Source organism: Pseudoalteromonas sp. SR45-4 (genome assembly GCF_014163535.1).
Taxonomy (GTDB): domain Bacteria; phylum Pseudomonadota; class Gammaproteobacteria; order Enterobacterales; family Alteromonadaceae; genus Pseudoalteromonas; species Pseudoalteromonas nigrifaciens.
On the sequence record NZ_JACJDO010000015.1, the window covers coordinates 15,031 to 41,936 of the forward strand.

Sequence of the window (26,906 nt, forward strand, 5' to 3'; positions counted from 1 at the left end):
CGACTATTTCTCCCCCTGAGTCCGCTGTTGTTTGATATAATTACATTGTGATAAAAGTATATTTTTTTGCTCATGATATAATACACGTGCCAAAGTATTTATTTAAATTAACTAACCAATTAGTTGTTACCGAGGAGGGCACTAAATGCAAGTTGCATTAGTAGGGTTAGGCGTTATGGGGAAAAACCTTGCCCTAAACTTAATTGAAAAGGGCATAACGCTGGTCGCTTATGACAAAAACCCCCATGCGGGTGAAGAGTTATTGAGCTGCGCTAAGTCAGAAGGTTTAGCTGATAAGCTGCACATTGTTTCTGATTTAGGAGACATGGTTAGACGTTTAGAAGCACCGCGTTCTATTTTGTTGCTTGTTCCTGCGGGCGAGTTGGTTGATGCTGTATGCAGTGAGCTCATAGAAGCAGGCGTACAGTGCAGCGATATTATAGTTGACTGTGGTAACAGTAATTATAAAGACGGTATTAACCGCAAGCTTAAATACCAAAATAAATTTGAGTTTGCCACTATGGGGATTTCAGGCGGCGCAGAAGGTGCTCGTCATGGTCCTGCAATGATGGCAAGTGGATCTGAAGGTGGTTGGGAGCGTGTCGAGCCATGGTTTACAAAGGTTGCTGCAAGTTATAAGGGTGAATCGTGTTTCGCTCGTGTGGGCCAATCAGCCAGTGGTCACTTTGTAAAAATGGTTCATAACGGCATTGAATATGCGCTAATGCAACTTATTGCTGAAGTGTATCAATTGCTGCGTCATGGCACTGGGCGTTCACCTAAAGAAGTAGCAGAAATTTTTGACGAATGGTCGCAAGAGCATTTAAACAGCTACTTATTGTCTATTTCTAGCCACATATTGTCACTTGAAAATCAAAATAATGTACCACTTGTGGACTTAATTGATAATAAAGTGGGCGCTAAAGGCACAGGTTTATGGACTGCGCAAAATGCATTAGAGCTTGGTATTGCAGTACCGTCTTTAGTAGCTGCAGTACAAGCACGTCATTTAACGAATGTTTATGACACAACTGCTGCACAAGAGATGACTTACGCCGATAGAGCAACCACTAAAGTTGAAATTGACTTAGTTGAGCTTAAAGATGCATTTACCTTAGCGAGCTTACTTGCTTATCGCCAAGGTTTGGCTTTAATTAAAGGCGCGTCGCGTACGCATCAGTGGAAAGTAGATTTGTCTAAAACACTGCAAACATGGCGTGCGGGTTGTATTATTCGTGCTGATTATTTAGATAGTGTTGCACAAGGCGTTGAATTTATTGACACCCTTGATAAAGAAGTATTTGCACTGCGTAAAATAACAGGCCAAGCAATGATGACAGGCTTAGCGTTTCCGGTGCTTAGCTCATCGCAAACTTACTTTGCTACATTAACCACTCCAAGTAATGGGCATTTAGTACAAGCCCAGCGTGATTACTTTGGTGAGCATGGGGTTAAAACCCATACAGGTGAAGTGTGTCATTTAACAGACCTAGTTGGGATTGACGCGAAAGTACGTTAATCAACCAGAGTTCAGGTTAATTATTAAAACGACAAAAAAAGCACGCTAAATTTAGCGTGCTTTTTTAATTTTAAGTCCGCTAAATTAACGGGTTAACTCACCGCGTAAATTGTCTTGCATTAAGTGGCGAATTGTCTCTACTTCAAGGTTTTGACTTAATAAGTAATGCAGCTTAGTTAAGCAAGCCTCTAATGTCATATCGTAACCACTGATCACACCTATATTAAGGAGCGCGTTACCCGTTGCATAGCCGCCCATATTTACATGACCTTTTATGCATTGGGTTAAATTTATAATAATAACGCCGCGCTTGCTGGCTTGCTCTAAAATAGTTAAAAATTCAGGATCTTGTGGTGCATTGCCTACGCCAAAACTTAATAATACCAATGCTTTAATGCTACCGTTTACTAAGCTTTTCACAACCTCGGTACTAATGCCCGGATATAAATGCAGCACACCAATAGGCTGCGTAGTAATGGGGGTTACTTGTAAATCGTTTTCAACATAGGGGCTTAATTGGCCTTTTATAAGTTGAATATTAATACCTGAAAGCGCTAAAGGTTCAAGGTTTGGTGAGGCAAATGCATCAAATCCATCGGCATGGGCTTTAGTGGCTCGATTACCACGAAACAACTGATTATTAAAAAATAAGCTTACTTCAGCAATAGGGTAGTTTGCTGCTAAGTACATAGCATTGAGTAAATTCACTTGCCCGTCTGAGCGCAATTGCGACAAGGGAATTTGTGAGCCGGTAACGATTACAGGCTTAGTTAAGTTTTCAAACATAAAAGATAAGGCGGCGGCGGTATACGCCATAGTGTCGGTGCCGTGGAGGACAACAAAGCCATCATAGTCTTGATATTTGTTTTTTATATCATCTGCTATTAACTGCCAGTGAGCAGGCGTCATATCAGAGGAATCAATTAAAGGGCAATACTCGTGAATATCAAAAAGTGGCATTTCTTCACGGTTAAATTCTGCATTATTGACCACAGTCTGAGTTAAGAACCCTTCTGCAGGAATATAGCCGCGACTCGATTTTTTCATCCCAATTGTACCGCCAGTGTAAGCGATGTAAATGCGTTTACGTTTCATAAAAAAAGCCCAGTAAAATAACTGGGCTTAGTATAACTTTAAATACAACTGCTTATAAAGGCAGATGCACTTTTATTGTGCTACAGAGCAAGCTAAACAGCGCGCATAAACACCTTGTGGATCGTTATAATCTTTAAGGTTATCTATTTCACTACTTAAACGCTTAACCACACTTTGTAAGTTAGCTTGCGTTGCAAGCACCGAGGTTGTTGCGTTGTTACTGCCAAGCATAGATTTAACCGACGCATTACCTAAAATATCTTGAATCATTTTTTGTTGCGGGCTCAAGCTTTGTTTAATCGTTTTAATATCGTAATGATTTAGTTTAGCAAGTGCTGCTGCCGCTTTAATTGCGTCTTGCTTATCACCTAGTTTATCGATTAAGCCTAGCTCTTGTGCTTTTGCTGCGATCCATACACGGCCTTGCGCAATATTATCAACTTGCTCAGGTGTCATGTTACGTGCATCTGCAACCACATCTAAAAAGCGTCCGTAGGCCTCCTCAACACTCATTTGAATTACTTGCGCCATTTTGTCATCAAGCGGGCGAGTAATAGAAAACCCAGCCATGTCGGTTGTTGCCACGCCATCCGAGTAAACACCAAGGTTAGATAAGGTGTTTTCAAAGGTCATAAAGGTGCCAAATACGCCAATAGAGCCGGTAATTGTGCTTGGCGCAGCCCAAATTTCATTCGCTGCTGAAGCAATCCAATAACCGCCAGAAGCCGCAACAGAGCTCATTGAAGCAATAACAGGTTTACCTGCTGCTTTAAGTGCTAACACCTCAGCGCGAATAACTTCAGAGGCAAACATACTGCCGCCACCCGAATCAATGCGCAGTACTACGGCTTTAACTTTGTCATCTAAACGTGCATTACGCAGTAGTGCAGCTGTAGAGTCGCCGCCAATTTCGCCGGCTTTGCGCTCACCATCTACAATTGTACCTCTAGCAACAACTACCGCGACTTTTTCTGTCATTGGGTTATCAAATACAACAGGGGGCTTAACTAGGCTTAAATATTGACGAAATGAAACTTGTTTAAAAGTTTTGCCTTTTTCATCAGCGCCAACTAAATCAATTAACTGTTGGCGAACTTGTTGATTGGTTTTTAATGTGTCGACCCATTGATTATCTAGCGCATATTGACCCGCGTCGCCATTTGCAGCTGTCATTTTTGCTAAAAATACATCCATAGTTTCGTCAAAGTTTGATTCATCAAAAGGACGTACTGCAGCAACATCTTGTTTGTATTCATTCCAAAGTGCTGTTAACCATACGCGGTTAGCTTCTTTAGCTGCATCCGACATGTCATTGCGAATAAACGGCTCAACTGCCGATTTAAACGTACCAACACGGAATATATGCTGCGTTACTTTTAACTTTTCAAGTGCTTCTTTAAAGTACAGTGGGTACATACCAAAGCCTTCAATTGCTACACTGCCATAAGGGTGCATAGCGACTTCATCTGCATGTGCTGCAATGTAGTATTGAGCTTGAGTGTAGTAATAACCAGAGGCAATAACCTTTTTACCCGTTTGTTTAAATGCTTCAAGTGCCTTGGTAATTTGTTTTAATTTATTTAAATGCGCTTTTGGCATTTCTTGTAAATCTAACAGTATTACGCTGATGCGGTCGTCTTTTGCGGCTTCGTTAATAACCTCAACTATATCATCGAGTAAAATTTCACCCGGTGATTCAGCGTTTGAAGTAGCATCACTAATTGCTGCTTCAATAGGATCTATATAGGTTTTTTCTTCAACAATAGGGCCGTTAAGGTTTAGTCTAAGTACTGAGCCATTTTCTACAATTATTTTATCGCCGTCACTTGAAAGAGACACAATAAAAACAATAACCAGTAATAAAAATAAAATGTTGAGTATTAAACGACGAGAAAAATTTATCCCAGTCCAAATACCTTTAAATACTTTTGCAATCAAAATAGATCCTTAATTTGGTACAACTAATACATTACAAGCATCTTAGCTCAGAATATAAATAAATTTAACTGCTAAATCGTAACGAAGTATTTATAAAGCTAATTATGCCACTGTTGCTATTCACATTTTTATCAATATAAACTTCAGTTGCACTTTTTGAAATTAAAAAAGTAGGCTTGTAATAGCCGAAAAATGGGTATTGTTAGCCTAATGTGCAACAGTTTATTAAAATACTAAGTTCAGATATTGCTTATTGGTCGGTATTAAAGCAGAATTGATCAATGCACACAGGTTAGACCAGTTAATGGGGCACAGGATGTTAGAACAACAATTACAATTAAAACACACACAATTACGTAACCGCTTAGTAATGGGCTCAATGCACACCGGTCTTGAAGAAGGTTGGCATAACCGCAAACGCCTACGTGCTTTTTACGAAGCACGTGCTAAAGGTGGTACTGCCATGTTAATTACCGGGGGCTATAGCCCAAATTTACGCGGTAAATTAACGCCTATTTCGTCATCCTTTAATAGCTATTACGATGTTTTTAAACATCGTGCTTACACCAATGCAGTACACAAGCATGGTGGTAAAATATGTTTGCAACTACTTCATGCCGGGCGTTATGCGTATCACCCTTTTAATCAAGCTCCGAGCGCAATTAAAGCACCTATAAGTCCTTATAAGCCAAAGGCAATGTCGTTAAGCTCAATTAAAAAAACTATTAAAGACTTTGCACATTCAGCCTACATGGCTGAAAAAGCAGGCTACGATGGCGTAGAAGTAATGGGCTCTGAAGGGTATTTAATTAATGAGTTTATGGCACCGCATACGAATAAACGAGATGATGAATTTGGTGGCAGTTTAGAAAATAGAATGCGTTTAGCCGTTGAAATAGTTAAAGCGGTTAGGGCTAAGGTATCGGAGCAGTTTTTAATTATTTTTAGACTGTCGGTAATGGATTTAATTCCTAATGGTTCTACCCCTGAAGAAGTAACTATTCAAGCGCTTGAACTTGAAAAAGCGGGTGTTGATATTTTTAATACAGGAATAGGGTGGCACGAAGCGCGAGTTCCTACAATTGCAAGTATGGTTCCGCCTGGGGCGTTTAAAGAAGCATCAAAACGCTTAAAAGATGTAATTAAAGTACCCGTTATCGCGGTAAACCGTATTAACACCCCAGAAATAGCTAACGAAATACTAAACGCAGGCGATGCCGACTTAATTTCGATGGCGCGGCCATTACTGGCTGATCCGGAGTTTTTTAATAAATATAATAATCAGTTATCAAAGCATATTAATATTTGTATAGGGTGTAACCAAGGGTGTCTGGATCACGTATTTAAAGGCAAACGTGCTACTTGTTTAGTTAACCCACAAGCGGCTTTTGAACTCGACTACCCACTAGAAAAAACGACTAAAGCTAAAAAGGTATTAGTAGTTGGTGCAGGGCCTGCGGGTTTATCATCAAGTTGTTATTTGGCAGAAAAAGGCCATACGGTAACGCTGATAGATCAAAAAATGCAAATGGGTGGGCAATTCAATTTAGCCATGCAAATACCTGGAAAAGAAGACTTTAATCATACCTTAGCGTATTACACTAATGAGCTTGAACGTTTAAACGTAACGGTTGAGTTAGGTAAAGCATACAACGACAGCATGCTTGCACACTATGATGACATTGTATTTGCCACAGGGGTAAGGCCGCGTGAGGCAAGTATTGAATGCAGTGATGGTAAACGCGTATTTGCCTACGATGAAGTTATTCGTGGTGAAGTAGAGTTAGGTAAGTCAATTGCTATATTAGGGGCCGGTGGAATCGGGTTTGATATGGTGGCTTTTTTAAGCGAGCAAAAGTCGCAAAGTATTAGTGACTTTAAAAGCCAGTGGGGTATTGAGTGCGAACCTAAACCCCATAAAGATGATCGCCAACTGTACATGCTAAAACGCAGTGCAGGGCGCTTTGGTAGTGATTTGGGTAAAACAACAGGCTGGATCCATCGCCAAGTAGCTAAGCAACATAGCGTTAAACAAATTGCTGATTGTCAGTATCATAGTTTTGATAAAAATGGTTTAACCATTACAGTTGCAGGAGATAAGCAAGTATTAGCTGTAGATACTGTGATTGCCTGTATTGGTCAGGTTTCTAATAATGAAGTATTGGCAAAGCAAAGCGACAACGCCAAAGTGCATGTTATTGGGGGCGCTAAGCTTGCCACTGCAATTGATGCTAAACGTGCTATTTATGAAGCGCTGCAAATTGCCAGAGAAATATAACATTTTGGCTTAGCCAATAGGCTAGTCTAACTTGTTATAACCAATTGGCTACTGCATACTATACCCCGCTATTTAGGCGGGGTATAAGTTTATCCCGCCTGTTAATATACAGCTTAGGCTGTTTATCTATTATTCTCGCTAAAATAAGCACTGATATTACAGCGCTTTATTTTTCTATGTTAAATCAATGCTATGCTAGCTTTTATTTTGAGAGATGGTTATGAACGCGATTGAATTATTATTGACCCGTCAATCTGACGCCAAATTAACAGAGCCAGGCCCAAATGAAGAACAACTCGCGGTGATCCAGCAAGCCGCGCTACGTGTTCCCGACCATGGTTGTATTGCACCTTGGCAATTTATTGTTGTAGAGGGTGATGCGCGCCATAAATTAGGCGACATTTTTCAGCAAAGTGCAATTGCAGAGCAACAAGCCGAAAAAATGATTGAGCGCACAAAAGAGCACCCGTTGCGCGCGCCTATGATTATTATTGCTATAGCAAAGTATCAAGAACACCCAAAAGTCCCGCGAATTGAGCAAATACAAAGCGCAGGGTGTAGCGTATTTGCTATGCAGCAAGCGGCTTTTGCACAAGGGCTTAGTGGTATTTGGCGAACTGGTTTTTTTGCGCAAAGCCCTACAGTTAAACAGGCATTAAAATTAAATGAGCAAGACGAAATAGTGGGCTATTTGTATTTAGGCACACCGGCTGTTGAGTGTAAAAAGTCGCCTCGTCATAAAGCTGTTGATTTTTTCAGCTACTTATAAAATAAGATGAACTTTTTGCCCTACTTATACTCATACACCATTAACGCTTGTATGTTAAAGTAGATGTGTAAGTAACCAGAACTTTTGATAATAAATCTATCTCTAGCAGCTATTTTCAACGCTAGAGAAAATAAGTTTAAATATCATTATTATTAAATGTGTTAGTAAATACCTTAACCAGAGTTCAGGTTAAGTAGTTTAGCTGTGAGAAGTGCTAGGATGCGTAATCTATAAAACTCCTTCTGCAGTTTGTTTTTTAATCGATTGTTTTTTGATAAAGTATGGAAAGTCTTAATAAAAACAAAGATAAAGAAGACGAAATTAATGGGAAATTTATTTTTACGTGAAAAAGAAAGTTGGCTAGCTTGGTCTTTTTGGGGTGCCATAGGTGCTTTTATAACCCTTTATGTTGCAATGAGTACCAGTAAAGCACATTTTATTGTTGCCTCATCAATGGGGGTGTTAGTTGTTTTAACCTGGTGGATGCAACAATCTAAACGGTATGACTTTGGTCGTGCATTTAAAATATGTTGTTATGTGTTATTACTCACCGTATTGCCTGCATTTTTGGTTGTAGTAGTGCCTAGTGATGATTTAAATCGATTTGATTTAATATTTCAAAGTGCAACATTTTTAACTTTAAGTTTATTTGTGTGTTTGCTTTGTTCTTGGATTGCACGCAGGCCAAAGCAATATTACTAAAATAAACTCCTTTGTTAAATTTAGCAGTCGCTAAATTAATAACCGTTGGTATTTTAATAGATTGCTTTAATTTTAAGCATGAAATTATTTTTAACGATTTTATGCTTTTAAGCCTTTACAAGTTTGTCATTTACCCCTATTATTCGCGCCGTGCGGAGAGATGGCAGAGTGGTCGAATGCACCGGTCTTGAAAACCGGCATGGGTTTATAGCCCATCTAGGGTTCAAATCCCTATCTCTCCACCATTATTTAAAAAAACCGCCTTATTGGCGGTTTTTTGCTTTGTGGAACTTGTATGTCAAAATCAACTAACCTTTCAACCTCACAGCAATTAATTAAACACATTTTATTATGGATTGTGTTTGCTTATTGTTATCAAAGTGCAATAAGTTTATTAGTCAAAATGGCACTTGATGCGCAACCAAATAACCCTGTTATTACCGCCTTTGTTTATGCCCTCGGTTTTAATATTTTAGTGGCTCATTTAATTACTAAATACGATAAATTTTGGCCAGTTATTAGCTCAGTATTTATAGGTTTAGTTGGACTTGTGGTAATTCCATTTTTATTATTTGGTGCTAGTGGATTACTCACTTTAGCGCTACTTGCTGGAATTTTATGCAGTTTACCAGTGAGTACCTATATTGTTGGCCTAATTAAAGTAAAACACAGCAAAAACTAGCCCCAAAGCGGGTTTATTTTGTGATAGCATAGTCGCGTCTTTTAACTAACAAAACGTGAAAAACACATTATGTCAGATAATTTTACTACAGATGCTGAAAAAGCAAGTTACGGTATTGGCTTACAAATGGGTGAGCAACTTAAGTCTAATCCTTTTGAAGGCTTAAACCTAAATTCAGTGTTTGAAGGCATGAAAGATGCGTACGCAGGTAGCGCTTTTCAAGTTGAGATCCCTGAGATCCAAGCTGCTTTTGAAAAAATCAATGAAGAAATTCAAGCTCGTCGCGAGCAAGAATCACAAGTACTTGCTGCTGAAGGCATTGCATTTCTAGAAGAAAATGCAAAACGTCCTGAAATCACAGTGACTGAATCAGGTCTTCAATACGAAGTAATTACTACAGGTGAAGGCGACAAGCCAACAGCTGAGTCTACAGTACGTGTTGATTACCACGGTACATTAATTAACGGTACTGTTTTTGATAGCTCATACGAGCGCGGTCAACCTGCTGAATTCCCAGTAGGTGGCGTGATCAAAGGCTGGACTGAAGCATTACAAATGATGCCAGCGGGTACTAAATGGCGTCTTTACGTTCCTCATGACCTTGCTTATGGTGAACGTGGTGCCGGTGCTGCAATCGCACCTTACTCAACACTAGTATTTGATGTTGAGTTACACGAAATTATTGCTTAAGTATTCTTAAGCAATAAATAAAAAACCGCATTCATTAAATTGAATGCGGTTTTTTTGTGTCTTACCGGTATATTTAACTTTTTATCTGCTCATTTATGCTTCTTCTTTTCTTTTTGTGAAAAGTATTTAAAGTGAGATATGTATAAAGAGGATATAAAACACTGCACTTTAGCAAGCAATAAATATGCCCCAGCATAGCAAGGGGCTTATTAATGATTAGCGGTAATTAAAGTATATTGTTAAAAGTAGCCGCGAATACCAAAGCGGAAGTTTCTACCTGGTAATGGGGCGGTGTCTTTAATAAATGAGCTATGTACAAAGCCAAGCTCATCAGTAATATTATCAACGTTGATATACAGTTGTGTATCAAGGTTACCTAAATCTAGCTGATAGTTAGCTTGTGCATCAAATAAAGTATAACCATCGGTTTTAGTCTCATAGGCGGTAATATCGCTTTGTGAAAAATAATGGGTACCGGTTAATGCGAATTGCCAATTACCTAAGTTGTATTGCAACTCAGAGCCTAATTTATTAGCAGGGATACGAGGTAAGTTTTCATCGTCTTGCTTGAGTTTTGCTCGCGTAGAGTCACCAAATACTTTAACCAAGGTGCTTGCGTTAACTTTATAATGCGCATCAAACTCTAAGCCATACAGCTCGGCGTCTTTACTGGTAAACTGATACACCGCCACACCATGGTCGTGGCCGTTATCAGCCGCTTCTAAACCATGTTCTTCATCAAATACTAAGCCAGTATTTTCTTGAAAGTAAAAGTTTTTAATATCATTATAAAAAAAGTTTACAGAGTAACCAAAGTCACCGCTAAAGCGTCTAAAACCTAAATCAATATTGGTTGAGGTTTCTTGTTTGATATTCTCGGGTTCAAAATGCGCTTCACCGTCTTCAATATGATAGCCTAGGCCAAGCTCATAGGTACCAGTTGCAATGTGTAAGCCATTAGATAATAGCTCTGCAGAGAGCGGGGCACGTTCTGAGTGTGAAAGACTCATTGCCATACTATATCCAGGGGTATATTGCCAAATAGCACCCATTGAAGCGCTAAGGTTAGTAAAGCTTTTAGTGTAGTCAAGTACTTCAGCATTGCTTGTTTGCGTGTCATCATGGCTATGCTGATGCGTTGCTATTTGGCTTTTTATTTTATAGTCTTCAACTCGCGCACCTAACTCAATAGTTACATCACCAAACTCACGTTCTTCTAATAAATATAAAGCATTAGTGGTCGTTACACTGGCTGGCGTAAATGCTTCTTCGCCGTTGGCATCATAATCAGAATCACTGTAGTGATAACCCACCATGCCGTGCCAATCAGCTAATTTATGTTCTATGTTTAAGCGTGCTTCAGTGGTTTTGTTTTTAAATGTAGTGCCTATTTCACCATTTTCAATTTCACTGTGTAAGTAATCTGTATAGCCTAAGCGCAAATTAATGGTTTCAATCCAATTATTATGTAGCGCATAGCTTAATAGACCTTGCCAGCGATCTTGCTCTAACTGGGCAAAAACAGGTGTTTCTTCATGTGCTTCATCACTATGGGCATCGCCGTCGGCTGCATGATCGTGTTCATGTCCGTGATCATGCTCATGACCTGGAATACCATAATCCGTTTTTATTTTACCGTAAGAAAACCCAACCGTTAAATGCTCACCTACGTAGCTAGTACCAAAGTTAACGGTTTCACTGTCGATAAAGGTGTTTTCTACAGAATCTTTACTTTCAACATCACCATCTTCGTGAAGCTGGTTAAATCGTGGTGTTTGATAGTCATCGCCGCTGCGTTTAGTGCCATCAAAATGAAAGTTAAAATTATTATAACCCGTCTCTAACTTTGCAGCGTAGGTATTCGCGTTGGATACCGAATCGTGACTGTATTCTACTGCACCGGTTAATTCATCTATATTACTCGTAGGAATGCGGTTATCAACTACGTTTACCACACCACCAATAGCACCAGAGCCATACAGTAGGGTACTTGGGCCACGTAGTACTTCTATTTGTTCAGCAGCTAAGCTGTCGCTAGAAGTAGCATGATCAGGGCCAATACGCGATGCATCACTGCTGTCTAAGCCATTTTGCATAATTTTAACCCGAGGGCCATCTAAGCCACGAATAATTGGGCTTGATGAAACAGGGCCAAAATAACTCGCGTTAACTCCCGGTAAGCCTTTTAGGGTTTCGCCAAGCGTTGGCTTTGACTTGTTTCTTAGCTCATCACCAGAGAGTACATTTACCGGAGAAATCATTTCTAAGCTACTTTTGTGCAAGGCCGATGCAAACACAACTACAGTTTCAATAGAGGTTGGCTTTAAAGCAATTGCAATATTGTTTGATGACTCGGTTACCGTAATGCGTGAATCGCTATAGTTATCTTTGCTAATATGCAGCTGGCCGCTCGCATCAAGCTCAATGGCAAACTCGCCAAGCTTGTTAGTTTTAACGCTTTGAGATTTACCGTGTACATGAATAGTAGCGTTTTCAATAGGTTGATTTTTTTCATCTGTTACTTTGCCATTAACAGTGGCAGCAAGTGCAGAGTGAGAGCATAAAACAGAAAAAATTGCAGAGGAGATTAATGTTAGCTTAGTCATGAGTCTTTGAGTTCGTGGTTGTTATGTTGTGATATAATATAACACTACAAAAGCGATGGTTCAATGATGTTATAGTATAACTTTATCGGTTTTAGTAATTAATTAGCAGGGAAATCTGCAAGGCTCTGATTGTTAACAATTTATAAAGGTTAATTAATTTAGTTTATGAATATGCTTTTTATAAAGGGCTAAAAAGTACTTTAAACTAAGTGGTTTAAAAGTACTTAAAACTGATTAGAGAGTGATTTTTAGACTGTTTGGTTTAAATGAAGTTGAAGTTAAAGTTTAATATGTATGTCGCCATTAGGTTTGCAGCAGCACAACAGTATTTCGCCGTCGCGTACAAACGCTAGAGGCTCTTCATTATAATCAACTTTACCTGACACTAAAGTCGCTCTGCAGGCACCGCAATAGCCTTCGCGGCATTGAAAGGCCACTTCTATCTGTTGAGATTCTAGGCAGTGTAAAACAGAAGGGCAGCCAGTGCTAAATTCTATGCACTGGCTGTTATCTGCAAGCGTAATGCTTGCAGTAGGTCGATCAGTCATTATAAATCAAAGTCACCAAATTCAGAGGCATCAACTTGCGAGTCTATTTGACCAACAAGGTAGGAGCTAATTTCAGCTTCTTGTGGTGCTACTTGCACGTTATCTGACACCAACCAAGAGTTTATCCATGGGATGGGATTACTGTTGTTTTTAAACTGTGCAGGAAAACCAATGGCTGTCATTCGAGCGTTGGTAATGTATTCAACGTACTGACATAAAATGTGTTTATTTAAGCCAATCATTGAGCCATCTTTGAATAAGTACTCGGCCCATTCTTTTTCTTGCTCTGCAGCGTCCACAAACATTTTAACTGCTTCGTCGCGGCACTGCGCGGCAACAATCGCCATTTCTGGATCGTCTTTACCGTCTTGCATAATATTTAAAATATGCTGAGTGCCAGATAAATGTAGCGCTTCATCGCGGGCAATAAGCTTGATTATTTTAGCGTTACCTTCCATCAATTCACGCTCAGCAAACGCAAACGAGCAGGCAAAGCTGACATAAAAACGAATCGCTTCTAAAATATTTACCGACATCATTGCCAGGTAAAGTTTCTTTTTCAGCTCAAATAAATTAACAACAACAGATTTACCGTTAATCTCGTGTTTGCCTTCACCGTATAAATTGTAAAGCGACACTGAGTTAATTAAATCATCGTAGTATTTTGTTACCGCATCGGCACGTTCACTAATTTTATCATTGCTAACTATGTCATCAAAAATAAGTTCAGGTGCTTGGGTAACATTACGAATAATATGCGTGTACGAGCGGCTATGAATCGTTTCACTAAACGCCCACGTTTCTATCCATGTTTCTAACTCTGGTAGCGATACAATAGGTAGTAGGGCCACGTTTGGTGAACGCCCTTGTACGCTATCAAGCAATGTTTGATATTTTAAGTTACTTAAAAATATATGCTTTTCATGATCAGGTAATGCTTGAAAGTCTAAGCGGTCTTTGCTTACGTCTACTTCTTCTGGGCGCCAAAAAAACGAAAGCTGCTTTTCAATTAGTTTTTCAAAAATAGGGTATTTTTGTTGATCATAACGAGATACGTTAACGGTTTGGCCAAAAAACATTGGCTCTTCCATTTGGTTATTATGTTTACGACTAAAGGTAGTATAAGACATGTTTATCACTCAAAAAACTATCAGAATAAAGCGGGCTTAGTGCCCGCTTAAAATAAAAACTCAAAAATTAAATTTTACACGCGCCGCCTGCGCAATCATCATCTTCAAGATCCGGTGTATCTTCTTGTGCATCAGATGCACCATCGCGGGTATTGTGATAGTACAAGGTTTTAACACCCAGTTTGTAGGCGCTAAGCAAATCTTTTAATAAGACTTTCATCGGTACGCGACCGCCTTCAAACTTACCAGGATCATAATTTGTATTGGCCGAAATAGACTGATCAATAAATTTTTGCATTATACCCACAAGTTGTAAGTAACCATCGTTTGAAGGAATATCCCACAGTAACTCGTAGTTATCTTTTAAACGTTCATATTCAGGTACAACTTGCTTTAAAATACCGTCTTTACTTGCTTTAACGCTAATATGACCACGTGGTGGCTCAATACCGTTTGTTGCGTTAGAAATTTGCGACGATGTTTCTGATGGCATTAGCGCACTTACTGTTGAGTTACGCATACCGTGCTCTTTAATGCTGGCACGTAATGCATCCCAATCAAGGTGTAGTGGCTCATCACAAATTTTGTCAAGATCTCGCTTGTACGTATCTGTTGGCATTATACCTTGAGAGTAGGTTGTTTCGTTAAACTTAGGACATGCACCACGCTCTTTAGCAAGCTCGTTTGATGCTTTCATTAAGTAGTATTGAATCGCTTCAAATGTTTTGTGCGTTAGTGCATTTGCGCTGCCATCTGAATAACGCTTACCGTTTTTAGCTAGGTAGTATGCGTAGTTAATTACGCCTATTCCTAGAGTACGACGACCCATAGTGGCATTTTTTGCAGCCGGTACTGGGTAGTCTTGAAAATCAAGTAAGTTATCTAAAGCGCGTACAGCAAGCTCAGCCAATTCTTCAAGTTCATCTAGTGATTCAATAGCCCCTAAGTTAAATGCAGAGAGTGTACATAGCGCAATTTCGCCTTCTTCGTCGTTTACGTTATCCAACGGCTTAGTTGGTAATGCAATTTCTAAACATAAATTAGATTGGCGAATAGGTGCCACTTTAGCAATGAACGGGCTGTGCGTATTACAGTGGTCAACGTTTTGTAAGTAAATACGACCGGTACTTGCACGTTCTTGCGCAAACATTGAGAACAGTTCAATAGCTTTAATGCGTTTTTTACGAATTGATTCGTCTTGCTCGTATTTTACGTAAAGCGCGTCAAACTCGTCTTGGTCTTCAAAAAATGCATCGTAAAGGCCTGGCACATCAGAGGGGCTAAACAAGGTAATGTAGTCGTCTTTAATTAAACGCGAGTACATTAGTTTATTAAACTGTACGCCGTAATCTAAATGACGCACGCGGTTGTCATCAACCCCGCGGTTATTTTTAAGTACTAACAAGTTTTCTACTTCTAAATGCCAAAGCGGGTAGAACAAGGTTGCTGCGCCGCCACGTACACCGCCTTGCGAACAGCTTTTAACCGCTGTTTGAAAGTGCTTATAAAAAGGAATACAACCCGTATGGTACGCTTCGCCATTGCGAATGTGGCTACCCAGTGCACGAATGCGACCTGCGTTAATGCCAATGCCGGCACGTTGCGATACGTATTTAACAATTGCAGACGAGGTGGCGTTAATTGAATCAAGGCTGTCACCACATTCAATTAATACACACGAGCTAAACTGGCGTGTTGGCGTACGAACACCTGCCATAATTGGCGTAGGCAGTGAAATTTTAAACAATGAAATCGCATCGTAAAAACGTTTTATATACGCAATACGTGTATCGCGAGGGTAGTCAGCAAACAAGCTAGCTGCGACTAAAATATATAAAAACTGCGCGCTTTCATAAATCTCACCGGTTACACGGTTTTGAACTAAGTATTTACCTTCAAGCTGTTTAACCGCAGCATAACTAAAGTTAAGGTCACGGCTGTGATCTAGGTATTCGTCTAATTCGTCAAGCTCTTGCTCGGTGTAATCTACCAGTAGGTGAGCGTCGTAGCGTTTGTCGCCAACCATTTTTGTTACATGATCAAATAAACGTGGTGGCTCAAATTGGCCATACGCTTTTTTACGTAAATGGAATACAGCTAAACGTGCTGACAAATACTGATAATCAGGAGATTCTTTTGAAATCTGATCGGCTGCAGCTTTAATGATGGTTTCGTGAATATCTTTAGTACGAATACCGTCGTAAAATTGAATGTGTGATTTTAATTCAACTTGCGAAACCGAAACGTTATTTAACCCTTCGGCGGCCCATTCAATAACGCGATGGATCTTGTCAAGATCAAGTGGCTCTTTACGGCCGTCACGTTTGCTTACAGATAACTGTTGGTTCATAGTTTTGCCTGTATTCCTTGGAAATTAAGTATTTTGACCAATGATTAATACTCCAAAATAACAGAGTATCTATTCATTTATTATTGTTTACACCAATTCAGGCGATTTTATTGAATAACATTTAGCCACAATATCTGGTGTTGTTCAAATTAGAGATCACAAGATAGTGTGGTCCGCGTTGTTTTGCAAGGGACAGAATTGCCCCTAATTGTGGATAACGTCGGGATAACACATTTGTGTTAGTAAGCATTAACCTTCGAACATTCGGTTAAGTTGAAATTTACAAAAATCAACTAAGGATCTACTAAATTTACGCTTTTTAAAAATATATTTTGACTGCTTTTTTTATCAGCAGGCTTTGTGTGAAAACTAACATAATCACAATATATAGTGTTTAATAATTAACATAGCACTATATATGGTTAAAACCTTCAATAGGGCTTTGCCAATTAAAATCGGCCTGCCAGCTCAAAACTTCGGTTAAGTTAGGCACGTAACCCCAAAGTGCGGTTGCGGTGTGCATACCTGCCGCTTTACCTGCTTGAATGTCACGCAAAGCATCGCCAATGTACAAGCAACGATTTGGTGCAACGCCCATTAGCTTGGCACAATGTAGTAAAGGTAAAGGCGAAGGTTTAGCTTCAGCTAAAGTATCGCCACTGATAACCACGCAGGCATTTTTTAAAGCAGGGATCGCGGCTACTAAAGGGGCGGTTAAAAATCCGGGTTTGTTAGTCATGATCCCCCATTTGATGTTTTTTCGCTCCAGTTCGATAAGTAGTGGCTCAATACCAGCAAAGCACGTGGTGTGTTTGGCTATATTAGCCGCGTAGGCATCAATTAATTGCTTAACGAGTTGTGCTTGCGGTTGCTCACCCCATTTATCTTTAAAACCGACCTCTAACAAGGCTGCTGCGCCATTAGATGCAGCAGCGCGATATACCTCACGACTTACTGTATCTAATTGCTGCGAACGCAGTACGGTATTTAAAGCTGCACCTAAGTCATCAGCGGTATCGAGTAAAGTGCCATCTAAGTCAAATAAAAAAGCATCGTACTCTATAGTAGGTGACGTTGATTGAGAGCTGACCATTACGCTAACTTCTCAAAATGCAGAATATAATTTACGCTTACGTCGGTATTAAGCGAGTACTGCTTAGATAATGGATTATAAGATAACCCAGCACTGGCGCGCACTTTTAAACCCGCTTGTTCAGCCCAGGCAATTAACTGTGCTGGTTTAATAAACTTTTTATGATCGTGAGTGCCTTCAGGCACCATTTTTAATAGCTTTTCTGCACCAATAATGGCGTATAAATAGGCTTTAGGGGTTTTATTAAGTGTTGAAAAAAACACATCAGCACCGGGTTTTGCAAGCTCTGCAACAGCATGAATAATAGAAGCCGGATCGGGTACATGCTCCAGCATTTCCATACAGGTTACTACATCAAAGCGAGCAGGGTGCTCGGATGCATATTGTTCAGCAGGTACTTTAATATACTCTACATGTACGCCTGTCTCTAGGCTGTGTAATTTGGCAACAGTTAAAGGCTCTTGGCCCATATCTATGCCGGTTACCTTTGCCCCCATGCGCGCCATGCTTTGGCTTAAAATACCGCCGCCACAACCTACGTCTAGTGTTTCTTTGTCAAATAGACCGCCAGTTTTATTGGCTATAAAGTCTAAACGTAAGGGGTTTATTTCGTGAAGCGGTTTAAATTCCCCGTCTAAATCCCACCACCGCTCTGCGATGGCCTCAAATTTTGCAATTTCTGCGTGATCTACATTTTGATGTTCGGTCATAAAATACTTCCTCGTCAATCTGGGGGCATTATATAGGGCTAAATTGGTAAATCGCAAAGTTTTGCGCCTGTAAATCTAAATAAATTGTGGTAGCATGTTTCTTTAGCAATAATAACAAATTCTCTTGATACCTAATAGTGGGTGTTTAAGAGCTGATACTGAAGGAATGTGATATCAATGACTGATCTCGCCCATGGCATTCTGCCAGTCAATATTGAAGACGAGTTAAAAAACTCCTACTTAGATTACGCAATGAGCGTAATTGTAGGACGTGCATTACCAGACGTGCGTGATGGCTTAAAACCTGTTCACCGCCGCGTTTTGTTTGCAATGAACGAGCTTAGTAATGATTGGAACAAGCCTTACAAAAAATCGGCACGTGTTGTCGGTGACGTAATCGGTAAATACCACCCACACGGCGATAGTGCTGTTTACGACACTATAGTACGTATGGCACAGCCATTCTCACTGCGTTATATGCTAGTAGATGGTCAAGGTAACTTCGGTTCGGTTGATGGTGATTCAGCAGCGGCAATGCGTTATACAGAAGTACGTATGGCAAAAATGTCGCATGAATTATTAGCCGATCTTGAAAAAGAAACGGTTGATTTCGTTCCTAACTACGACGGCACTGAGCAAATCCCTGACGTTTTACCAACCAGAGTTCCTAACTTATTAGTAAACGGTTCATCGGGTATTGCGGTAGGTATGGCAACAAACATTCCACCTCATAACTTAACTGAAGTGGTAAATGGCTGTTTAGCACTCATTCAAAACCCTGAATTATCTATTTTAGAGTTAATGGATTATATCCCGGGCCCAGATTTTCCAACTGCTGCAATTATCAACGGTAAAAAAGGCATAGAGCAAGCCTATTTAACTGGCCGTGGTAAAGTGTACATGCGTGCCCGCGCTGAAATAGAAGTAGATGAAAAAACGCATCGTGAAACTATCATTGTTCACGAAATACCTTATCAAGTTAACAAAGCGCGCCTAATTGAAAAAATTGCCGAGCTGGTTAAAGATAAAAAAATTGAAGGTATTAGTGCGCTACGTGATGAATCAGATAAAGACGGTATGCGTATCGTTATTGAGATTAAACGTGGTGACGTAGGCGAAGTTATTTTAAATAATTTATATGCGCAAACGCAGTTACAAACTGTGTTTGGTATGAATATGGTTGCGTTAATTAACAACCAGCCTAAGTGCTTTAATTTAAAAGAAATGCTTGAAGAGTTTATTATTCATCGCCGTGAAGTAGTAACTCGTCGTACTGTTTTTGATTTACGCAAAGCGCGTGACCGTGCACATATGCTAGAAGGTTTAGCAATTGCACTGGCAAACATCGACCCAATTATTGAGCTTATTCGTAATTCACCAACACCTGCTGAAGCAAAAGTTGCTTTAACAGCGCGTTCGTGGGAATTAGGTAACGTAAAAGCCATGCTTGATAAAGCAGGCGAAGACAACGTTGCCCGCCCAGATTGGTTAGCTGCTGAGTTAGGTATTCGCGATGGTCAATACTTTATTTCTGAGCAACAAGCTCAAGCAATCCTAGATTTACGCTTACATAAGCTAACGGGTTTAGAACACGAAAAGATTCTAACTGAATACCAATCGTTATTAGATTTAATTGCTGAGCTTTTACATATTTTGGCAACACCAGAGCGTTTAATGGAAGTTATTCGCGATGAGTTAGTTGAAATTAAAGCGCAATATGGTGATGAGCGTCGTACTGAAATAAATGCCGCAGCACACGATATCAGCCTTGAAGATTTAATTACCGAAGAAAACGTAGTAGTAACGCTTTCTCACGAAGGTTATGTTAAGTATCAGGCTCTGTCTGATTACGAAGCGCAGCGTCGTGGTGGTAAAGGTAAATCGGCAACGAAGATGAAAGATGAAGATTTCATTGAACGTTTATTAGTTGCTAATACGCACGATACTATATTGTGTTTCTCAACGGCTGGTCGTTTATATTGGCTTAAAGTGTATCAGTTACCACTTGCAAGTCGTGCAGCGCGCGGCAAACCAATTGTTAACTTATTACCACTTGAGGCAGATGAACGTATTACCGCTATATTACCAGTACGCGAGTATGCAGAAGATAAATACATCTTTATGGCAACCGCATTTGGTACAGTGAAGAAAACACCACTAACGGCATACAGTCGTCAACGTGCAAGCGGTATTATTGCGGTTAACCTAAATGAAGGCGATAGCCTAATTGGTGTTGATGTTACCGATGGCAGCAACGAAATTATGTTGTTTACCGATGCAGGTAAAGTAGTACGCTTTAAAGAAGCAGAAGAAACAACGGTTGTTGATGAAAACGGTAACCCAGTACTAGACGAAGAAGGTAACCCTGAGATTCGCTTCAAAGGTGTTCGTCCTATGGGCCGTACAGCTACAGGTGTTCGTGGTATTAAAATGCCTGAAGGACAACGCGTAGTATCGTTAATTGTGCCTAAAACAGATGGTGCTATTTTAACCGTGACTGAAAACGGCTACGGTAAACGTACTTTACTTGAAGACTACCCAGCGAAGAGTCGTGCGACTCAAGGTGTAGTGTCTATTAAAGTAAGTGAGCGTAATGGTGCGGTTGTAGGTGCTGTACAAGTTGACGATAACGATGAAATAATGATTATTTCAAATCGTGGGACCTTAGTACGAACTCGCGTTAATGAAGTTTCTACGGTTGGACGTAACACGCAAGGTGTTATTTTGATCAGAACTATTGACGAAGAGCAAGTAGTTGGTTTACAACGTATAGAAGAGATTGAAGTTACCGAAAGTGACTTAATTGATATCGAAGACGTCGAAACAGTTGATACGGTTATTGATGAAGTAGCGGATGATAATCCTCCTTCAGAATAATTGAGATTAAAAAAGCGGCCTTGGCCGCTTTTTTTAATGGTGTTGAATAAAATTAATATTAATAATACTGCGCAATAAAATAATTTTTACAATAGCAAAAAGACTCAATTGCAAGACGTTAATTTATATATATAGTTGTTCTCAGTAATTGTTTTATATTGCTCTGTTTGCTGCATTAATGCAGCTTTATAGGTAATGAAGGCTTTAATACTATGAGTGAGGCTATAGCCCACTTAATGATCACAGCTTTAATTTAATGTGTATAACCTGATTGAATGGTAATCGGGTGTTTAATTTTTTAATTACTGGAATGAGGAAAAGGTAATGAGTAAGTATAATTTTTGTGCGGGGCCGGCCATGTTACCGCCAGCAGTAATGAAAAAAGCACAACAAGAATTTATAGATTGGCAAGGTTTGGGTGTATCGGTGATGGAAATGAGTCACCGTAGTAAAGAGTTTTTAGCGCTCACTAAAAAATGTGAAGCGAGCCTGCGTCGTTTAATGAATATTAGCGATGAATTTGAAGTGCTGTTTATGCATGGTGGCGGTCGCGGTCAATTTAGTGCTGTGCCATTAAATTTACATCAGGAAAATAAATCAGCGGTTTACTGCGAAAACGGCGTATGGTCAAAAAGTGCAACGGATGAAGCAAATAAGTTTACCCAAACTACTGCTATCGATGTTCGTAACGATACCGATGGTCAATTTTCGATTAAAGCAATGGCAGACTGGCAGTTGCCAGCAGATGCGTCGTACATTCACTATTGCCCTAACGAAACCGTTGATGGCTTAGAGATTTTTGATGTACCGAGTCATCCAACAGCGCCAATTATTGCAGATATGTCGTCAACTATTTTATCGCGTGAAATTGACGTTAATCAATTTGATTTAATTTACGCTGGCGCACAAAAAAATATAGGTCCTTCGGGCATTGCAATCGTTATCGTACGTAAAACATTACTAGCACGTGAAGGGCTTCCTAAACCAGGTATTTTAGATTATGCACTAGAGGCCAAGCAGGGCAGTATGTTTAATACGCCACCAACATTTGCATGGTATTTAGCGGCTGAAGTATTCCAATGGCTTGAGCAAAATGGTGGTGTAAAAGCCATGGAAGCACAAAATATTGCAAAAGCTGAACTACTTTATAATTTTATCGATAATTCTGATTTTTATTCTAATAAAGTAGCTAAGCATAGTCGCTCGCGTATGAACGTCCCTTTTTGGTTAAATGATGAAAGCTTAAACAGTAAGTTTGTTGCTCAATCAAACGAAGCGGGCTTGCTAGCACTCGAAGGCCATAGAATTGTAGGTGGAATGCGCGCCAGTATTTACAACGCAATGCCACTTGAGGGCGTGCAAGCGCTTGTTGATTTTATGGCTGCTTTTGCAAAGGAAAATAGCTAATGGAACAATTACGCTTAGAACCTATTTCGTGTGTTAATGGCAGCGTCACTCTGCCGGGTTCAAAAAGCTTATCAAACCGTATATTGTTATTAGCGGCATTGGCAAATGGCACTACTGTTGTTGAAAACTTACTTGATAGCGACGATATACGCCATATGTTGGGCGCGTTACAATTATTAGGTGTTAACGTTAGTTTAAACCAAGAGCGAACAGTTGCTACAGTACAAGGTGTTGGTGGGGTATTTAAAACCCCAAGAGAGCCTTTGTTTTTAGGTAATGCAGGCACAGCTTACCGTCCTTTAACCGCTGTACTTGCTGCGGTTGCAGGTGAGTACGAACTGATTGGCGAGCCACGCATGGAAGAGCGCCCAATAGGGCATTTAGTCGATGCGCTGCAAGCACTTGGCGGTGATATTACTTACAGCAAAAATAAAGATTACCCACCGCTTAAAATTATAGGTGGGCAAATTAACGGTGGTGAAGTTGCAATTGACGGCAGTATATCAAGTCAATTTTTAACTGCATTACTAATGGCTGCACCACTGTTTAATGGTGATACCAAAATAACGATTAAAGGCACTTTAGTATCTAAACCCTACATTGATATTACCCTTGATGTAATGGCACGCTTTGGAATAGAAGTTGAGCATAGTAATTATGCAACTTTTACCGTAAAAGGTGGTCAACAGTACCAGTCACTTGAACGTATTATGGTTGAAGGCGATGCGTCTTCTGCATCTTACTTTGTAGCTGCAGCTGCAATTGCCGGTGGCGAAATTGAAATTAAAGGTGTCGGTGCTAAATCGGTGCAAGGCGATATTGGCTTTGCTAAAGTAATGGAACAAGTGGGCGCTAAAATAGATTGGTATGATGAGCGTTTAGTTGTTCGTAAAGGCCAATTAAACGGTGTTGATATTGACGCAAATGCCATACCTGATGCAGCAATGACATTAGCCACTGTGGCTCTATTCGCTAAAGGGCCAACGGCTATTCGTAATATTTATAATTGGCGCGTAAAAGAAACCGATCGACTACACGCTATGGCAACTGAGCTCAGAAAAGTGGGCGCAGAAGTTGTAGAAGGGCACGATTTTATAGAAATCACTCCCCCGAAACACTTTAACGATGTAGCAATTGATACTTACGATGACCATCGCATTGCCATGTGTTTTGCTATGGTTGCCGTAGGTGGAAAGCCAATCACGATTAATGATCCTAAGTGTACTTATAAAACATTTCCGACATTTTTCAATGTATTAGCATCAGTTAGTGAGTAGGTTTTTGATGTTAATTAATAAAAAGTTACACACTAATAGCGATCTATTTAAATAACTGACGTATAATATTGCGGTTTACTTAGGTGTGCATTGTAGGAGGTTTAAATGCAGGCGTTATTAATGCCCGTGATCACCGTAGATGGCCCAAGTGGTTCAGGTAAGGGAACTGTTTGTCGCTTGTTAGCCGAAAAGTTGGGATGGGATGTACTTGATAGTGGCGCAATTTACCGCGTTTTATCTCTAGCGGCACTTCACCATCAAATCGCATTAGATAACGAAGATGCATTAGTTCCCTTAGCTGCTAACTTAGATGTACAGTTTTTGGTAGATAGTCAAACTAATGCAGCAAAGGTTGTTTTAGAAGGTGAGGATGTAACCACCACAATCCGTAACGAAGAAGTAGGGGCTGCAGCATCAAAAGTAGCAGCACTACCTCGCGTACGCGAAGCGTTATTACGTCGCCAACGCGCATTTAGAACTGAACGAGGTCTAATTGCTGATGGTCGTGATATGGGTACTGTGGTTTTTAAAGATGCACCGCTAAAAATATTTTTAACCGCCAGTGCACAAGAACGCGCCAAACGACGTTTTGTTGAGTTGAATGCTCGCGGTCTTAATGTTACACTGAGTGGTCTATTAAAAGACATTCAAGAGCGTGATGATCGCGATATGAATCGTGCCGTTGCGCCACTTGTGCCTGCAGAGGATGCTATTGAGCTTGATACTAGCGAGCTTAATGCACAGCAAGTATATGATAAGGTATTAACTTTATTGGATACGGCTATCTCTGAAGGTCGGCTTCCTAAACGAAGCTAAACACATTTTATGCACCAGCAGGATGCCAGTGCTATTTTAACAACCCCATGCAGCATGGTTGCTTATTGGTATAATATATAGAGACGTATATTCGTATGTCAGAAAATTTTGCGCAGTTATTTGAAGAAAGCTTAAAGGGTTTTGAAGCAGAGCAAGGCTCTATCGTTAAAGGTACAGTAATCTCAATCGAGAACAACATTGTACTTGTAGATGCTGGTCTTAAATCAGAAAGTGCTATCCCTGCTGAGCAGTTCAAAAATGCTGCTGGTGAACTTGAAGTTGCTGTTGGCGACGAAGTAGATGTTGCACTAGATGCAATTGAAGACGGTTTCGGTGAAACTATCCTTTCTCGTGAGAAAGCGAAGCGTCACGAAGCGTGGATCCGTCTTGAGAAAGCATGTGAAGAGCAAGAAACTGTTACTGGTGTTATCAACGGTAAAGTTAAAGGCGGTTTCACAGTTGAAGTTGATTCAATCCGTGCTTTCCTACCTGGTTCACTTGTTGATGTTCGTCCAGTACGTGACACAACTCACCTTGAAGGCAAAGAGCTTGAATTTAAAGTAATCAAGCTTGATCAAAAACGTAACAACGTTGTTGTTTCACGTCGTGCAGTTATCGAATCTGAAAACTCACAAGAACGTGAAGAGCTTCTTGCTAACCTTGTTGAAGGCCAAGAAGTTAAAGGTATCGTTAAGAACCTTACTGACTACGGTGCATTCGTTGACCTTGGTGGTGTTGATGGTCTACTACACATTACTGATATGGCGTGGAAGCGTGTTAAGCACCCTTCAGAAATCGTTAATGTTGGCGACGAAATCGCAGTTAAAGTTCTTAAATTCGACAAAGATAAAACTCGTGTATCTCTAGGCCTTAAACAGCTTGGCGAAGATCCATGGGCAGCTATCGCTGGTCGTTACCCAGAAGGTTCTAAACTTTCTGGTCGTGTTACTAACCTTACAGATTACGGCTGTTTCGTGGAAATCGAAGAAGGCGTTGAAGGTTTAGTTCACGTTTCTGAAATGGATTGGACTAACAAGAACATCCATCCTTCAAAAGTTGTTAGCCTTGGCGACAGCGTTGAAGTTATGGTTCTTGAAATCGACGAAGAACGTCGTCGTATTTCTCTTGGTCTTAAGCAATGTATTGCTAATCCTTGGCAGGAATTTGCTCGTCTACAAAACAAAGGCGACCAAGTTACTGGTAAGATCAAATCAATCACTGACTTCGGTATCTTTATCGGTCTTGACGGTGGTATTGATGGTCTTGTACACCTTTCAGACATTTCTTGGAATACACCTGGCGAAGACGCTGTACGTGAATTCAAGAAAGGCGACGAAATCACTGCTATCGTATTGCAAGTTGACCCAGAGCGCGAACGTATCTCTCTAGGTGTTAAGCAAATCGAAGCTGACCCATTCAATAACTACCTTGATGCAAACAAAAAAGGTGCTATTGTTAAAGGTAAAGTGACTGAAGTTGATGCTAAAGGCGCAACTATTGAACTTATCGAAGGCGTTGAAGGTTACATCCGTGTAGCTGATATCGCTCAAGAGCGCGTTGAAGATGCAACTACTGTTGTTTCTGTAGGCGACGAAATTGAAGTTAAATATGTTGGTGTTGATCGCAAGAACCGCACTTTAAGCTTATCTGTTAAAGCTCTTTTCGAAGCTGAAGAGAAAGAAGTAATAGAAAAGCTTAAGAAAGACGAGCCAGTGTTTGAAAACGCAATGGCTGCTGCTTTCGCAAATGCACAAAAAGACTAATTAATCAGTCTTTAATTGGAAGGGCAGTTTATGCCCTTCCATTATTTCTTTTAAGGAAATGCTATGACTAAGTCAGAACTGATAGAAACACTTGCACAGCAACACGCACACGTTCCAGTGAAAGATGTTGAAAATGCAGTAAAAGAAATTCTTGAACAAATGGCCGGCTCATTATCTTCTTCAGATCGTATTGAGATCAGAGGTTTTGGTAGTTTTTCTTTGCATTATCGCGCTCCACGTACCGGTCGTAACCCTAAGACTGGCGAAACAGTAGAGCTAGATGGTAAACATGTACCACATTTTAAACCAGGTAAAGAATTACGTGATCGTGTAAACGAGAGCATTGCCTAGTTAACTTATTGGAGTAGGGTACTTGTTTAAGGTATTAAAAATTATTCTGGTTGCACTTTGCTTGATCAGTGCATTTGTATTGGGTTCTCAAAATCCACAATTAGTACAAATAAACTATATTATAGCCAGCAATACATTGCCTTTAGCCGTTATAATAAGTATTTGCTTTTTATTAGGTGTTGTAATTGGTTGTTTTGTAAGCTTTAAATTGTTTTCACAACTTAAGTGGCAAAATTATCGTTTAAAAAAACAGTTAGCACCTGAACAAAATAAAAAAAAGCCTGCTGCTGATAAAGACTCATAAT

General features: G+C 40.0%; 21 protein-coding genes and 1 tRNA gene. 14 read left to right on the forward strand and 8 right to left on the reverse strand.

Translation table 11 applies throughout. From position 1 onward, the window contains the following. The first annotated feature begins 145 nt into the window (after positions 1–145). Positions 146–1,519: an NADP-dependent phosphogluconate dehydrogenase gene (gene gndA / locus H5058_RS08410; RefSeq protein ID WP_182677646.1), complete on the forward strand. Its 1,374-nt coding sequence runs from the start codon at positions 146–148 to the stop codon at positions 1,517–1,519. An 84-nt stretch (positions 1,520–1,603) separates the two neighbouring features. Here the strand turns inward: gndA and ansA are convergent, their stop codons facing one another. Continuing rightward, on the reverse strand, positions 1,604–2,614 hold the full coding sequence (ansA, locus tag H5058_RS08415; protein ID WP_011328088.1) for an asparaginase: 1,011 nt from the start codon (positions 2,612–2,614) through the stop codon (positions 1,604–1,606). 72 nt (positions 2,615–2,686) lie between these two features. Continuing rightward, positions 2,687–4,552: a signal peptide peptidase SppA gene (sppA, locus tag H5058_RS08420; protein WP_182677648.1), complete on the reverse strand. Its 1,866-nt coding sequence runs from the start codon at positions 4,550–4,552 to the stop codon at positions 2,687–2,689. 316 nt (positions 4,553–4,868) lie between these two features. Between sppA and H5058_RS08425 the strand changes: the two genes are divergently transcribed. The 6 genes from H5058_RS08425 (at position 4,869) to H5058_RS08450 (ending at position 9,673) form a co-directional block, all read left to right on the forward strand. Next, complete coding sequence (locus tag H5058_RS08425; protein WP_182677650.1) at positions 4,869–6,830, forward strand: FAD-dependent oxidoreductase; 1,962 nt, start codon at positions 4,869–4,871, stop codon at positions 6,828–6,830. Positions 6,831–7,050: 220 nt separating this feature from the next. After that, positions 7,051–7,599, forward strand: coding sequence for an NAD(P)H nitroreductase (locus tag H5058_RS08430; protein WP_182677652.1), 549 nt, complete (start codon positions 7,051–7,053; stop codon positions 7,597–7,599). Positions 7,600–7,923: 324 nt separating this feature from the next. Continuing rightward, on the forward strand, positions 7,924–8,301 hold the full coding sequence (locus H5058_RS08435) for a hypothetical protein (protein WP_011328092.1): 378 nt from the start codon (positions 7,924–7,926) through the stop codon (positions 8,299–8,301). 154 nt (positions 8,302–8,455) lie between these two features. After that, positions 8,456–8,546 (forward strand) — tRNA-Ser (locus H5058_RS08440). A 50-nt stretch (positions 8,547–8,596) separates the two neighbouring features. After that, the gene (locus H5058_RS08445; RefSeq protein ID WP_182677654.1) at positions 8,597–8,983 is read left to right on the forward strand and encodes a hypothetical protein; all 387 of its coding nucleotides are present in this window, start codon (positions 8,597–8,599) and stop codon (positions 8,981–8,983) included. Between the two features lie 69 nt (positions 8,984–9,052). After that, the gene (locus H5058_RS08450) at positions 9,053–9,673 is read left to right on the forward strand and encodes an FKBP-type peptidyl-prolyl cis-trans isomerase (protein ID WP_011328094.1); all 621 of its coding nucleotides are present in this window, start codon (positions 9,053–9,055) and stop codon (positions 9,671–9,673) included. Positions 9,674–9,912: 239 nt separating this feature from the next. Here H5058_RS08450 and H5058_RS08455 read toward each other — a convergent pair whose 3' ends face one another. The 6 genes from H5058_RS08455 to ubiG form a co-directional block, all read right to left on the reverse strand. Continuing rightward, the gene (locus H5058_RS08455) at positions 9,913–12,279 is read right to left on the reverse strand and encodes a TonB-dependent receptor domain-containing protein (protein ID WP_182677656.1); all 2,367 of its coding nucleotides are present in this window, start codon (positions 12,277–12,279) and stop codon (positions 9,913–9,915) included. A 278-nt stretch (positions 12,280–12,557) separates the two neighbouring features. Then, positions 12,558–12,827 (reverse strand): class I ribonucleotide reductase maintenance protein YfaE, encoded by a 270-nt coding sequence (yfaE, locus tag H5058_RS08460; RefSeq protein WP_011328096.1) that lies wholly within the window; start codon positions 12,825–12,827, stop codon positions 12,558–12,560. Beyond that, the gene (gene nrdB, locus H5058_RS08465; RefSeq protein ID WP_182677658.1) at positions 12,827–13,957 is read right to left on the reverse strand and encodes a class Ia ribonucleoside-diphosphate reductase subunit beta; all 1,131 of its coding nucleotides are present in this window, start codon (positions 13,955–13,957) and stop codon (positions 12,827–12,829) included. Before nrdB ends, yfaE begins: the two co-directional genes overlap by 1 nt. A 67-nt stretch (positions 13,958–14,024) precedes the next feature. After that, entirely contained in the window at positions 14,025–16,307 is a 2,283-nt protein-coding gene (gene nrdA / locus H5058_RS08470; RefSeq protein WP_011328098.1) for a class 1a ribonucleoside-diphosphate reductase subunit alpha, read from the reverse strand. 412 nt (positions 16,308–16,719) lie between these two features. Then, entirely contained in the window at positions 16,720–17,400 is a 681-nt protein-coding gene (locus tag H5058_RS08475) for an HAD family hydrolase (protein ID WP_179806586.1), read from the reverse strand. Next, positions 17,400–18,110 (reverse strand): bifunctional 2-polyprenyl-6-hydroxyphenol methylase/3-demethylubiquinol 3-O-methyltransferase UbiG, encoded by a 711-nt coding sequence (gene ubiG, locus H5058_RS08480; RefSeq protein WP_086996055.1) that lies wholly within the window; start codon positions 18,108–18,110, stop codon positions 17,400–17,402. Before ubiG ends, H5058_RS08475 begins: the two co-directional genes overlap by 1 nt. A 177-nt stretch (positions 18,111–18,287) precedes the next feature. On the opposite strand from ubiG, the gene gyrA reads away from it, so the two are divergent. From gyrA to H5058_RS08515, 7 genes are all read left to right on the forward strand, one after another. Then, complete coding sequence (gyrA, locus tag H5058_RS08485; RefSeq protein ID WP_011328101.1) at positions 18,288–20,987, forward strand: DNA topoisomerase (ATP-hydrolyzing) subunit A; 2,700 nt, start codon at positions 18,288–18,290, stop codon at positions 20,985–20,987. A gap of 324 nt (positions 20,988–21,311) precedes the next feature. Further along, positions 21,312–22,394: a 3-phosphoserine/phosphohydroxythreonine transaminase gene (gene serC / locus H5058_RS08490; RefSeq protein WP_182677660.1), complete on the forward strand. Its 1,083-nt coding sequence runs from the start codon at positions 21,312–21,314 to the stop codon at positions 22,392–22,394. After that, positions 22,394–23,671, forward strand: coding sequence for a 3-phosphoshikimate 1-carboxyvinyltransferase (gene aroA, locus H5058_RS08495; protein ID WP_179806585.1), 1,278 nt, complete (start codon positions 22,394–22,396; stop codon positions 23,669–23,671). Before serC ends, aroA begins: the two co-directional genes overlap by 1 nt. Before the next feature lie 105 nt (positions 23,672–23,776). Continuing rightward, a complete protein-coding gene (gene cmk, locus H5058_RS08500; protein ID WP_011328104.1) occupies positions 23,777–24,487 on the forward strand; it encodes a (d)CMP kinase in 711 nt (236 codons plus the stop codon). Between the two features lie 95 nt (positions 24,488–24,582). Beyond that, positions 24,583–26,250 carry a 30S ribosomal protein S1 gene (gene rpsA / locus H5058_RS08505; protein ID WP_011328105.1) on the forward strand — a complete coding sequence of 556 codons (1,668 nt, stop codon included), beginning with the start codon at positions 24,583–24,585 and terminating at the stop codon, positions 26,248–26,250. A 63-nt stretch (positions 26,251–26,313) separates the two neighbouring features. Continuing rightward, positions 26,314–26,601: an integration host factor subunit beta gene (gene ihfB, locus H5058_RS08510; protein ID WP_011328106.1), complete on the forward strand. Its 288-nt coding sequence runs from the start codon at positions 26,314–26,316 to the stop codon at positions 26,599–26,601. A gap of 22 nt (positions 26,602–26,623) precedes the next feature. Then, positions 26,624–26,905 (forward strand): lipopolysaccharide assembly protein LapA domain-containing protein, encoded by a 282-nt coding sequence (locus tag H5058_RS08515; protein WP_011328107.1) that lies wholly within the window; start codon positions 26,624–26,626, stop codon positions 26,903–26,905. The last annotated feature ends 1 nt before the right edge of the window (position 26,906 follow it).